Here is a 12,241-nt window from a genome sequence, read left to right as displayed (position 1 = left end):
ATGACCCCCCTTTTTCTCATACCCTTTTGTTTTTTAATACTTTCTTAAGATGTCTTTTCAAAAATTCTTAGTTTTGCACTTTTCGCTCTTTTATTAAATTCCAACTCCTTAGCTGTGGGTTGGATAGGTTTCTTGGTAATGTTTCTTCCTTTTGCTTTCTTACCACATACACAGACCGGAAAACTTGGTGGACAGGTACATGGATTTTCATTGGTTCTAAAAGCTTCCTTTACAATTCTATCCTCAAGAGAATGGAAGGTTATTATAAGTAGCCTACCTCCTGGTTTAAGAACATCTATCATATCCTGTAGACTATCTTTTAGAACATCCAGTTCTTTATTTAACTCTATTCTAATAGCCTGAAAAGTTCTCTTTGAAGGATGTCCACCCACTGCACGAACTTTAGCCGGAATGGCTGCCTTTATAATATCATTTAGTTCGAAAGTGGTTTCTATGGGCTTAATTTGCCTGGCCCTTACAATATGCTTAGCAATATTTTTTGCAAATTTATCTTCACCGTAATCTCTTATAATCCGGTATAATTCCATCTCACTGTAATTATTTACTATATCTTTTGCAGTTAGCTGATTTCTTAAGTCCATTCTCATATCCAAAGCTGCATCTTCTCGGTAAGAAAATCCCCGATCCGGAGTATCTAGTTGATATGAGGAAACTCCAAGATCTAGAAGAATTCCATTTACCTTATCTATATGGATACTTTCTAATACTTCTTTTATATGGCTATAGTTACTCCTTACAATGGTAACTTTATCTTTAAACTTGGCCAATCGTTCTCCTGCAGCTTTTATGGCCGCTTCATCTTGATCCAAACCTATAAGTCTTCCTGAAGTTAATCTGGCAGCTATTTCAGAAGAATGGCCGCCTCCTCCTAAAGTTCCGTCTACATATATACCGATCGGATCTATATTAAAGTTTTCTATTACCTCATCTAAAAGTACTGACTTGTGTTCAAATGCCATCTTTGGGCTCCTTATCAATTGGGAATTTTCTTAGAAATTAATGCCGTACTGGGACATATGCTCTGCTATATCATCAACATCATCATAAGTATTATTCTGATCCCAGCGTTCTTTATTCCATATTTCAATCTTATTAAGAACGCCTACAAAGACAATGTCCTTATCTAAAGCAGCTTTTTCTCTCAGTTTGGCAGGTATTAATATTCTACCCTGTTTATCTGCTTGGCATGCAGCTGCACCGGCCATAAAATATCGTTGCAGTTGCCTGGCATCTTTTGTTCCCGGGAGTGTTTTAAGCTTTTCAACAAATATCTGCCATTCGGAATTTGGGTATGCAAAAAGACAACCATCAAGACCAAGAGTAATAACAAACTCTTCCCCTAAATCTTCTCTGAACTTGGATGGTATAATAACTCTTCCTTTTGCATCAACAGTATGGATATATTCACCCATAAACATAGGCAGCACCTACTCCATTTTAAAATGGCTTGTACCACTTTTGTGGCCTTTTCAACCACTTTACACCACTTCACTCCACTTATAAGTTCATTTTATTATACAAATGGGAATTTATCAAGTACCAAAAGAAAAAAATAAAAGCACAGAAACCCCAATTTTCTTGGAATTTCTGTGCTTATTACAATTAAATTTACAACATATTGTGGTAAAACCAAAATTCGAACAAAATATGTCTATATATAGTTGAATTGATAAAATATAGTAAATTAGTCCCGAATTGTCAGTTATTTTATTTGGTTGATTTTTGTAACTTTTTTCTTTTGTAAATTATTAATCCAAGGGATACTATTACTAGCATGGCGGATAGCAGTTGAGATATAGGTATTGAGGTGCCCCATAAAAAGAGCTGATCTGTTCTAAGTCCCTCTATCCATACACGGCCAAGTCCATAGCCTGCCAGATATAAAAGCATAATCTCTCCGTCAAATTTCTTATGCTTAGTATATAAAAGCAAGAATATTAATATTGCCAAATTCCATAGGGATTCATATAGAAAAGTGGGATGAACTTGAATATACTCAGCTCCATCTATTAATACGGTATTATTTCGAATTTCCATTATTCGTTCAAAAGCCCTCTCTTTTCCTCCAAATTGCTCACGGAGTCTTATAATAGGCTTTCTAAAATCATATGAAACATCATTTATATTCAGCTGCATAGCAAAAAGACCGTCAGTATATTTACCAAAAGCCTCTCTATTAAAGAAATTTCCCCATCGTCCTATAATTTGACCTGCTATAAGTCCGATACAGCCTGTATCGGCCAGCAACCAAAAAGAATATTTTCTAACCCTTGTAAAGATTACAGCAGTTAGGATTGCCCCAAATATACCCCCATAAATCATTAAGCCCCCACTTCGAAGATTAAATATTTCTAGGGGATTGTCTTTAAATTCATCCAGGGAAAATAACACATAGCCCAATCTGGTAAAAATCACTGACACAATAATGGCAATTAAGGCAAAATCCAGATATAACTCCATATCTTGCCCGGTCTTTTTGACCATTCTTTCTGTAATTAGCAATCCACATAACATTCCTAATCCAATTAAAATTCCATAGAAGGCAACATTAAAACCAAAAATGTTAATACCAGTGGGTAGGTTCTTCAGTTCAATACCTAAATTGGGAAACCTTATATTAGTTAAGGTTTCACTACTTAATAATACCTCCATTCATATCCACCACTTTCTTTTTGTATCTTTCTATACATTGAAGCGGAACAGAATAACATCCCCATCCTGTACCACATATTCTTTACCTTCTAAGCGAACCAATCCCTTTTCTCTGGCTCCATTGTAACTGCCGCATTCCACCAAATGATCATAGTGTACAACTTCGGCACGGATAAAGCCTCTTTCAAAATCAGAATGTATTTTACCGGCTGCTTGAGGTGCTTTTGTTCCTTCTTTAATAGTCCATGCCCTTGTTTCCTTTGGTCCGGCGGTCAAATAACTAATCAGGCCCAGTAAGCGATAACCTGCCTTAATTAATTTTTCAAGACCGGATTCTTTTATCCCCAAATCCTCCAAGAACATTTTCTTTTCCTCTTCATCAAATTCTGCTATTTCTTGTTCAATCTTTGCAGATATAACAAAAACCTCGGAATTTTCTTTTGCGGCAATTTCTTTTACAGCCTTAACATAACCGTTACTTTCTCCGTCATCTATAAGGTCCTCTTCTGTAACATTGGCCGCATAGATTACAGGCTTGTCCGTAAGCAGATTATAGGTTGAAATCAGATTTAACTCTTCATCATCTGCAGGGAAATTCTTAGCCATCTTTCCTTCTTCTAAATGTTGCTTAAGCCTTTCTAATAAATCCAGTTCCCTGGCCAGTTCCTTATCATTTTTTGCTCCTCTTGAGACCTTGCTAATTCTTCTTTCTAATATTTCTATATCAGAAAAAATCAACTCCAAATTGATGGTTTCTATATCCCTAGCGGGATTTACAGAGCCTTCCACATGAATTATATTAGAGTCTTCAAAACAGCGAACCACATGGACAATAGCATCAACTTCACGAATATTTGAAAGGAACTGATTACCAAGGCCTTCACCTTTTGATGCCCCTTTTACAAGGCCTGCAATATCTACAAATTCGATTATAGCCGGTAATATTTTTTCTGAATTATATATATCAGCAAGAACCTGCAGCCTTTCATCCGGCACGGTTACAATTCCTACATTGGGATCTATGGTACAAAAGGGATAGTTAGCTGATTCAGCCCCCGCCTTTGTCAATGAATTAAAAAGTGTGCTCTTACCCACATTGGGTAAACCTACGATACCTAATTTCATGTCAAATTCCTTCCTTACGTAAATACCTTATATTCACTAGTTTTTCTTTTTATATTATTATGATATTTTATTAGTCCCTTGTTTCGAAAACCACTAAAATACCTTCTTTAAATTCTACATAAGCCACTTCATCCATTATCTCATTACTGATAGCTAAACTGCTTCCGGCCCTAAGTGTTATACCATCCAGTGGATATTTAAAACCTCTTAGTGTCAGTTCTTCTATCTTAGATGAAAAAGGAAGAAGTGAGATATAATCACCATATTGCTCATCTTTTTTAATTGTAAAACTTTGATTTTTAAGATAAATCTTATTATTGGGGTCTAAAATTTTGGCATTAACCCTTTGCTCTAGTGCCGGCATAAGAAGATGTATATTGGCCATAGTATGGTCCATACGGCTTCCTGTAGCACCTATTAAATCAATTATCCCGGGTTTTTGCTCAAGAGCAAGTTCTAAAGCTATCTCCGTATCAGTTTTATCTTTCTTTGAAGGGAATCTTAATATTTTTGAGGCACTATTTTTATATTCTGATAACAGATTAGCCGGAACCGAATCAAAATCTCCCAATATAAAATCCACTTCCAAGCCAAGATTGTATGCCGCCAATAAACCTTTATCAGCGACAATTATAATTGTATACTGCTCATTTAAAACCAAGGACTTTAAAAATTCTTCGCATATACATCCACCGGTAATAATTAATATCTTGTTTTGATTATTAAATCCGGTTGACTTATTCATGGTCTACCTCATTTTTAAACCTATTAAAGATTTCTTCAAATTTATTTACATTTGTCTTAATATCTCCATAAAAGACAGTGGTTCCGGATACAATTACATTGGCACCGGCTCTAATCACATCCATAACATTATCATGATTAATGCCTCCGTCCACTTCTATATCTATGGCTAATCCTGCCTTACTTATTTTTTCCTTCAAATCCCTAATCTTTTGTAAGCTTTCCGGCATAAATTTTTGTCCGCCAAATCCGGGATTTACACTCATAATTAAAACCATATCCAAATCCTTTAATACCTGGTCCAGTTTATTAAGGTCGGTTTCGGGATTTAACGATACCGCTGCTTTTAATCCCATTTCTTTAATTGTATTTATGGTTTTTATAAGATCCGAACAGGCCTCAGGATGCACCGTAATAATATCTGCCCCGGATTCTTTAAAGCTATTTAAAAGCCTGATAGGCTCTTCTACCATTAAATGTACATCAAAAACCAGCTTCGAATTCTTACGGATTGAACTAATCAAGGGAGGTCCGAAGCTGATATTGGGTACAAAATTCCCATCCATTACATCAACGTGAAGATATTGTACTCCTGACTCTTCTAATATTTTTATTTGTTCCCCTAAAATATTAAAATCTGCCGCCAAAATAGACGGTGCTAGTTTTATCATTAATGTATCCTCCAAGTAGCTGATTTCCAGTATATAATAAATACCTACAATGTTAATACCTTTTAATAGCCTTTAGTTCCTCATATAGAGCCTTATAATTATCATATCGGATGCTGCTAATCTTACCCTGATTTAGCGCCTCTTTAACTGCACAACCGGGCTCATTTAAATGCATGCATCCGATAAATCTACAATGATTTTCATAATCTTTAAATTCATTAAAATAGACTTTAAGCTCTTCTTTTTCTATTTCATGAATATAAAGAGAACTAAAACCGGGTGTATCCATAACATAGGTACATTCATCAATATATATTAGTTCGGAATGCCTTGTGGTATGTCTTCCTCTTTTAATCTTCTCACTGACTTTTCCTATCTCCATTTGGGCTTCCGGCTTAATATAATTAATTAAGGATGATTTACCGACACCGGATGGACCTGCAAGTACTGTGGTTTTTCCTTTTAAAAGCTCACTTATGGCATTTATCCCATCCTGCTTCAATACACTGGTACTAATCACCCTGTACCCACATAACATATAAGTATCCATTAACAAACTAATTTCATTTTTACTTACTATATCTTTTTTATTAAAACATACGATAGTATCAACATTTTGCCTCTGCATCATTATTAAGAAACGATCCAGAAGGTTTAAATTAGGAGCAGGCTCTGCTGCTGCAAATATGACCATAGCTTGATCCACATTTGCCACAGCAGGCCTTAGTATACAATTTTTTCTTGGGAGAATACGGGCAATAGTTCCTTTACCCTCAACTTGATCATCGGTATCAATCTCTACATCATCACCCACAAGGGGTTTGATATTTTGATTACGAAAAATCCCCTTCGCTTTGCATTCAAATACTTTATCCTCTTGTGGCACATGTACATAGTAAAATCCTGCTATACCTTTGATTATCTTGCCCTTCAAACTATTCCTCCACTGTTTCAAATTCTACATACCATTCATAAGCTTGATCGCCTTCATTTAGTCTAAACACTTCACCATCAATATACATTTTTACAATTCCTACTGAGGCACTTTCTCCTTCAATATTAGGAACTATTATAGGGAAGTCAGAAGCAGATGTCCGTTTATTGTAGATTTCGGTACTGTATCCGCCTTGTTCCATTTCCAATATTACTTCTGCTTCAGCAAGTTCTTTATGTTCCAAAGGATTTATATCATCAATAATTAATGTTCCTATATACTTTTTCTTCGGAGGTTGAGTAGGTTTTGCCTTAGGACCGGTGCTAACTGTAATATTTATCTTGGTTCCTTGTTCTACTAATTCTCCTGCCGTCGTATCCTGATAAATAATCTGTCCTGAAGCATAGTTTTCAGAAGATTCTTTGTTTACCCTACCGACACGTAATCCGGCCTCTCTTAACAAGGATTCTGCATCCCTAAGAGTCTTTCCTATTAGATTTGGAACAGGTTTTAGAACAATTTCAGGTCCTAAACTTACATATACTGTTATGGTATCTCCTTCTTTTACTAAGGAATCCTTAGCCGGTTCTGTTCTGATTACTTTACCCTCTTCTACATCATTGCTGTGCATACTTTCTATCTTAGGTACTAAACCATTTTCTCTTAATTTCTGCTCTGCTTCAGCTTTGCTCATATTATATACAGAGGGTAGGGCAAAGTTTTCAGGTCCCACACTTACATATAAGGTTACCTCAGAACCTACAGGGAAATCTGTATTTGGATGAGGATATTGTCTTACTACATATCCCGCTTCATACTCAGAAGAATACTCCTCTTGTGGTATTATTACCGCATCAGGATCTTTAGCTAAAATAGCCGCTTTCGCATCCTCAAATTTATGACCTATTACTGAAGGGAACTGATAAGTTTCAACAGTAGGTTCCGCTTCTATAGAAGGTGTAGGTTCCTCAGTGGGTTCAAGGGAAGGAGACACTGTTGCTGTCTGGTTACCCTGTGGCTTTTTGCTACCTTTTGGAAAAATAAAACGTACAACCACAAACAATATTGCAATAAATAAGACAACTATTGCTACGATAGTTAGAACGGAAAAAATCTTTTCCATCTTTGTATCTACCGTATCTAACTCTTCGTCTTCATCCTCATCATCATCGATAATTTCACTATTATTATGATTATTATTGTAATTATTATTACTATAAGCGCTTAGGTAGTCACTATCGTTATTATAGTAAGACCCATTTTTTATTTTATTCAAATCATCGGAAATATTAATCGTTGGGGAATCGTCTGTAACAAATGCCGGAATTTGAACAAAATCCCCATCCGGATTGGTTAAAGATTTCTTTAAATCAACGATTAATTCAGAGGCAGAGTGATATCTTCTCTCAGGTTTTTTCTGCATACACTTCTGAACTATCTTATCAACACTTAAGGGGATATCTTCCTCTAGTTCCCTAAGGGGTGCTGCTTCCCCTTGAATATGGAGTAATGCCACTGAAACATTATTATCTCCCACAAAGGGAACCTTCCCTGATAGCATCTCATATAAAGTTACTCCCAGAGAGTAGATATCACTTTTTTCGTCACTATATCCGCCCCTAGCTTGTTCCGGAGATAAATAGTGAACAGATCCCATAGCATTTGATGTAATTGTATTGGAATTTGATGCTTTGGCGATTCCAAAATCTGTTACTTTAACCTTGCCGTCTCTGGATATAATTATGTTCTGAGGTTTTATATCCCTATGGATAATATTGTTATCATGGGCAGCCTCCAACCCTTGTGCGATCTGTATGGCTATACCTACAGCTTCTTTTACATCAAGCTTACCTTTTCTTTCAATGAACCTTTTTAGTGTTATACCTTCAACCAATTCCATGACAATATAATAAAGACCACCATCATCACCAACATCATAAACATTTACTATATTAGGATGGGATAATCCTGCCGCTGATTGAGCTTCTCCTCTAAATTTATTAACAAAACTTTTGTCACTGGAATATTCCGGTTTTAATACTTTAATTGCAACAAAACGGTTCAGCCGATGGTCTTTTGCCTTATAGACATCTGCCATACCGCCTGAACCGACACTATCAATGATCTCATACCGATCGCTGATAAACATACCGGGTTTTAACATGATTTTTCACCTCTTTTTCATACTTTAATAACTATGACTGCTATGTTGTCCTTCCCTCCGTTTTCATTAGCCTGCTTAACTAATGTTTCAGCTGCAGTCTTCGGGTCATTTACATTTTTCCTGATAATACGCTCTATATTTTCGTCTTCCAACATATTCGTCAGTCCGTCTGAGCACATCAGAACAATATCCCCCCTACTTAACTCAACTTCAAAAAAATCCGGTTGAGCAATCTCATTAACTCCGAGTGCTCTCGTTATTATGTTCTTATTAGGATGAGCCCTTGCTTCATCCCTATTTAGCTCCCCTGTATTAACCATGGCCTGCACCAGGCTATGATCTTCTGTTATCTGCCTAATCTGGCTGTCAATAACATACAGTCTGCTATCCCCTATGTTTGCTACATACATTTCATTTTTAAATATGGTCGCCACAACAAATGTTGTTCCCATCCCCTCAAATTCCACTTGTTCCTTTGACATCTTATATATTGCTTCGTTAGTAGCATTTATAGCTTCTTCAATTAAAGCTATCGGTGATGTTTGACTACTATTTCTAATGTGTTGCGTAAAAAATTCAACGCAGAACCTTGAAGCATAATCACCGGCTTTATGTCCTCCCATCCCATCTGCAACAATAAATAAATTAGGCAGATTACCGATAGGATTTAACTCGCAAAAGACATAGTCCTGATTTATCCTCCGTTTTTCCCCTATATCAGTGATTGAAAATGCTTTCAAGCCTGCACCTCCTCGTCCACCCAGATACAATAGAAATTCGTAGGTAATCCCATCAATTTATTTTACCAAATAAATTTTAAATATACAATAACCTACATTTTTCTACTTGCCCCTGTCTAAATAACTCTTTCTGAGTTGTCCACAGGCAGCATTAATATCTGAGCCCATTTCTCTTCTAATAGTAACATTTATTCTATATTTTTCAAGTATATTTTTAAATTTTAGTATCTTATGGCCGTCTGATTTCCTATAATTTCTTTCCTTAATCGGATTAACAGGAATTAAATTAACATGACAGTTATACCCTTTAAGAAGCTCTCCAAGTTCTAGGGCATGCTCCTCTTCATCATTAATTCCTTCAACTAAACTATATTCAAAAGTAAGTCTTCGGCCTGTTTTTTCGTAATAGTAATAAAATGCTTCAAGTACATCAGAAAGTTCATATTGTCTTGCTATGGGCATTAGTTTCTTCCTAATTTCATTATTAGGAGCATGCAATGACAGAGCCAAGGTTATAGGAAGTCCCTCATCTGCCAAACGGTATATCTTGTCAGGTATCCCACAAGTAGAAACCGTAATATTTCTAGCACTTATATTAAGGCCTTGGCTATCGGTTAAGATACGGATAAATCGTACCAGATTATCATAATTATCCAGGGGCTCCCCGGTGCCCATAACCACTACATTGCTTACCCTTTCTTTGGACATCACCGAAATTCTATAAATTTGATCAAGCATTTCAGAGGCGGTAAGATCCCTTTCCTTACCTCCTATGGTAGAAGCACAAAAAGTACATCCCATTCTACATCCCACTTGGGAAGAAATACATACACTGTTGCCATGATGATATTTCATCAATACACTTTCTATTATCCTATCATCATTTAAGGAAAACAAATACTTACTTGTACCGTCCTTTTGTGAAACCAGCTTATCTACCACTTCTAGGGTTTTTAAAGGGTAGTGTTCTTTTAAGTTATTCCTTAGGTCTTTTGGCAAATTTAACATTTCATCATAAGATTCTACCAATTTAGCATGAAGCCAATTATAAATTTGCTTTGCCCTAAAAGCCGGCTGACCCATATTTTTCATGGTCTCTACTAATTCATCCATGTATAAGGATTTTATGTCCAATTTTTTACCTACTTTCCTTTCTCATTCTGCAAATAAAAAAACCATCAGTAGGATGAATCCCCTGTAGTAGCTGCAGATAACCTGCCTTGCTTGTATCGGAATGCAATTGGGCAGGCAAATAGTTATTTAAGCTGTCAGGCTTAAAATTATGATTATCTAAAAACCATTCCATATTCCCGATATTTTCCTTGTGATTAATAGTACAGGTGCTATAGATTAAAATACCTCCCGGCTTAACATATTCTGAAACCACATGGAGAATATTTCTCTGCAGCTTGACTAAATCATCTTGCTGTTTTTCTGTCATTTTATATTTTATATCATATTTTTTTCCCAGTACACCAAGACCGCTGCAAGGAAGGTCTGCTATTACAATATCTGCTTTACCTAAGATTTCAGGATCTGTTATATTGGCATCCCAAACCTTAGTATGGATATTTTCAATTCCCATACGGCGGATATTTTCATTTATCAGATTTATTTTATATTCAGTTAAATCCCTGGCTGATACCTTTTTGCATTTCTCAGCAATATGAAGTGCCTTTCCTCCCGGTGCAGCACATACATCCACTACAAAATCATCTTCCTTGGCATTTGCCACTACACTTACTAGCATTGAGCTTACATCTTGAATTATAAATAGTCCATCCCTAAATGTAGAAAATCCCTCCAGGTAATCAAAATCTTTAATTATAAAGGCTTCCTTAAGGTAGGGATGCCTTATTACCGTAACCCCTTCACCGATTAATAACTCTTCAAGCTTATCGGGAGTGGTTTTTATACAGTTACAGCGAATGGTAATCTCATTTTCCCTTAAAGAAGCCTCCAAGATCTTTTCTACTTCCTGCGGTTTGTATTGTTCAAGAAGCATAGTAACAAGCCAGCTAGGAACAGAATAGCTTATACTTAAATATCTATTTAAATCAGTGTCTTTATCGGGGTACTGTATATCAGCCCTGGCCCTTGCTATATTTCTAAGATTTCCGTTGACAAATCCTGAAAGTTTGCCAAAGCCCCGTTTTTTTGCCAACTTTACCGCTTCATTGCAAACAGCAGAATCCGGAATCGAATCCATATACATAAGCTGATATACACTCATTCTTAAAAGATTCCTTATAAAGGGTTTCATCTTTTTAACGGGCAAGGATGAAAACTGTTCAATTATATAGTCCAAAGTTAGGTAATGCTTCATGGTACCTACAAAAAGTCTTGTGATAAAAGCCCTTTCCTGTTTTGGCTTATCTTGATGGGCTTTTAGAGTCCTTCTAAGCACCCTATGGGCAAATTCTTCTCCTTCTATTACCTGAAGAAGCATATCCAGCACAATTTCCCGCCCCTTATTATTAGTCGTCACTGCGTCGTCCTCCGAATAAAATAATCAAACGTAACAGCTGTAGGATTGTAGCTGCAGCCGCTGCCACATAAGTTAATGCCGCTGCATTTAACACTTTTTTTGTTTTGGATAATTCATCACCATAAAGAATACCGGTATCCCCAAGTCTTTGAATTGCTCTTTTGGAAGCATTAAACTCCACCGGTAGGGTTACAAGCTGAAATAATACAGCAGTAGAAAACAGTGCAATACCGATATTAATTAGTGTCTGAGATCCGGTCAGAAAAAGGCCGATTAATATTAAAGGCCAAGAAATCGCAGCACCAAAATTCGCCACAGGTACCAAGGCACTTCTGATGCTTAAAGGGGCATAAGCTTCTTGGTGCTGTATTGCATGGCCACATTCATGAGCTGCCACCCCAATAGCCGCAATGGAATTACTGCCGTAAACTGAATCCGACAATCTTAGAACCTTTTTTCTGGGATCGTAATGATCAGTAAGATGACCTTGTACACGCTCAATCCCCACATCATATATACCGGCCCTATGAAGAATCTTTTGCGCCGCCTCTGCTCCGGTCATACCGGACATACTTCTTACATTAGAATACTTTGAAAAAGTGGATTTTACTTTTGCTGAAGCCAGTAAAGACAAAATAACACCTATAAAAACAAGAATATAAGTCGGATCATAATAATAAAAATATGGTCCCATATATTCAC

The 12,241-nt window shown here is 36.4% G+C and carries 12 protein-coding genes; all 12 read right to left on the bottom strand.

Annotated features, from left to right (window positions below):
* Positions 1 to 44: 44 nt before the first annotated feature.
* Complete coding sequence (gene rsmH / locus SD1D_RS04040) at positions 45 to 980, bottom strand: 16S rRNA (cytosine(1402)-N(4))-methyltransferase RsmH (protein ID WP_058257732.1); 936 nt, start codon at positions 978 to 980, stop codon at positions 45 to 47.
* A 30-nt stretch (positions 981 to 1,010) separates the two neighbouring features.
* Positions 1,011 to 1,439, bottom strand: coding sequence for a division/cell wall cluster transcriptional repressor MraZ (mraZ, locus tag SD1D_RS04035; RefSeq protein WP_058257731.1), 429 nt, complete (start codon positions 1,437 to 1,439; stop codon positions 1,011 to 1,013).
* Between the two features lie 289 nt (positions 1,440 to 1,728).
* Positions 1,729 to 2,673 carry a prolipoprotein diacylglyceryl transferase gene (gene lgt, locus SD1D_RS04030; protein ID WP_058257730.1) on the bottom strand — a complete coding sequence of 315 codons (945 nt, stop codon included), beginning with the start codon at positions 2,671 to 2,673 and terminating at the stop codon, positions 1,729 to 1,731.
* Between the two features lie 30 nt (positions 2,674 to 2,703).
* Entirely contained in the window at positions 2,704 to 3,798 is a 1,095-nt protein-coding gene (ychF, locus tag SD1D_RS04025; RefSeq protein WP_058257729.1) for a redox-regulated ATPase YchF, read from the bottom strand.
* A 70-nt stretch (positions 3,799 to 3,868) separates the two neighbouring features.
* On the bottom strand, positions 3,869 to 4,543 hold the full coding sequence (locus tag SD1D_RS04020; RefSeq protein WP_058257728.1) for a thiamine diphosphokinase: 675 nt from the start codon (positions 4,541 to 4,543) through the stop codon (positions 3,869 to 3,871).
* Positions 4,536 to 5,213 carry a ribulose-phosphate 3-epimerase gene (gene rpe, locus SD1D_RS04015; protein ID WP_058257727.1) on the bottom strand — a complete coding sequence of 226 codons (678 nt, stop codon included), beginning with the start codon at positions 5,211 to 5,213 and terminating at the stop codon, positions 4,536 to 4,538. Before rpe ends, SD1D_RS04020 begins: the two co-directional genes overlap by 8 nt.
* Positions 5,214 to 5,265: 52 nt before the next feature.
* The gene (gene rsgA / locus SD1D_RS04010; RefSeq protein ID WP_058257726.1) at positions 5,266 to 6,147 is read right to left on the bottom strand and encodes a ribosome small subunit-dependent GTPase A; all 882 of its coding nucleotides are present in this window, start codon (positions 6,145 to 6,147) and stop codon (positions 5,266 to 5,268) included.
* A gap of 1 nt (position 6,148) precedes the next feature.
* Entirely contained in the window at positions 6,149 to 8,311 is a 2,163-nt protein-coding gene (pknB, locus tag SD1D_RS04005) for a Stk1 family PASTA domain-containing Ser/Thr kinase (protein ID WP_058257725.1), read from the bottom strand.
* 17 nt (positions 8,312 to 8,328) lie between these two features.
* Positions 8,329 to 9,051: a Stp1/IreP family PP2C-type Ser/Thr phosphatase gene (locus tag SD1D_RS04000; protein ID WP_058257724.1), complete on the bottom strand. Its 723-nt coding sequence runs from the start codon at positions 9,049 to 9,051 to the stop codon at positions 8,329 to 8,331.
* A 102-nt stretch (positions 9,052 to 9,153) separates the two neighbouring features.
* Positions 9,154 to 10,164 carry a 23S rRNA (adenine(2503)-C(2))-methyltransferase RlmN gene (rlmN, locus tag SD1D_RS03995; RefSeq protein WP_058259189.1) on the bottom strand — a complete coding sequence of 337 codons (1,011 nt, stop codon included), beginning with the start codon at positions 10,162 to 10,164 and terminating at the stop codon, positions 9,154 to 9,156.
* A 25-nt stretch (positions 10,165 to 10,189) separates the two neighbouring features.
* The gene (gene rsmB / locus SD1D_RS03990; RefSeq protein WP_242955249.1) at positions 10,190 to 11,539 is read right to left on the bottom strand and encodes a 16S rRNA (cytosine(967)-C(5))-methyltransferase RsmB; all 1,350 of its coding nucleotides are present in this window, start codon (positions 11,537 to 11,539) and stop codon (positions 10,190 to 10,192) included.
* Complete coding sequence (locus SD1D_RS03985; RefSeq protein WP_087758764.1) at positions 11,529 to 12,233, bottom strand: zinc metallopeptidase; 705 nt, start codon at positions 12,231 to 12,233, stop codon at positions 11,529 to 11,531. Before SD1D_RS03985 ends, rsmB begins: the two co-directional genes overlap by 11 nt.
* Between the last annotated feature and the right edge of the window lie 8 nt (positions 12,234 to 12,241).

This window comes from Herbinix luporum (assembly GCF_900070325.1).
GTDB classification, from domain to species: domain Bacteria; phylum Bacillota; class Clostridia; order Lachnospirales; family Lachnospiraceae; genus Mobilitalea; species Mobilitalea luporum.
The sequence above is the reverse complement of the archived record's forward strand: the minus strand, read 5'-3'. Positions and strand labels throughout refer to the sequence as shown.

Coding starts and splice junctions, on each gene's coding strand:
- rsmH (WP_058257732.1), bottom strand. CDS start 980: ATGGCATTTGAACACAAGTCAGTACTTTTAGATGAGGTAATAGAAAAC.
- mraZ (WP_058257731.1), bottom strand. CDS start 1,439: ATGTTTATGGGTGAATATATCCATACTGTTGATGCAAAAGGAAGAGTT.
- lgt (WP_058257730.1), bottom strand. CDS start 2,673: ATGGAGGTATTATTAAGTAGTGAAACCTTAACTAATATAAGGTTTCCC.
- ychF (WP_058257729.1), bottom strand. CDS start 3,798: ATGAAATTAGGTATCGTAGGTTTACCCAATGTGGGTAAGAGCACACTT.
- SD1D_RS04020 (WP_058257728.1), bottom strand. CDS start 4,543: ATGAATAAGTCAACCGGATTTAATAATCAAAACAAGATATTAATTATT.
- rpe (WP_058257727.1), bottom strand. CDS start 5,213: ATGATAAAACTAGCACCGTCTATTTTGGCGGCAGATTTTAATATTTTA.
- pknB (WP_058257725.1), bottom strand. CDS start 8,311: ATGTTAAAACCCGGTATGTTTATCAGCGATCGGTATGAGATCATTGAT.
- rlmN (WP_058259189.1), bottom strand. CDS start 10,164: ATGGATGAATTAGTAGAGACCATGAAAAATATGGGTCAGCCGGCTTTT.
- SD1D_RS03985 (WP_087758764.1), bottom strand. CDS start 12,233: ATGGGACCATATTTTTATTATTATGATCCGACTTATATTCTTGTTTTT.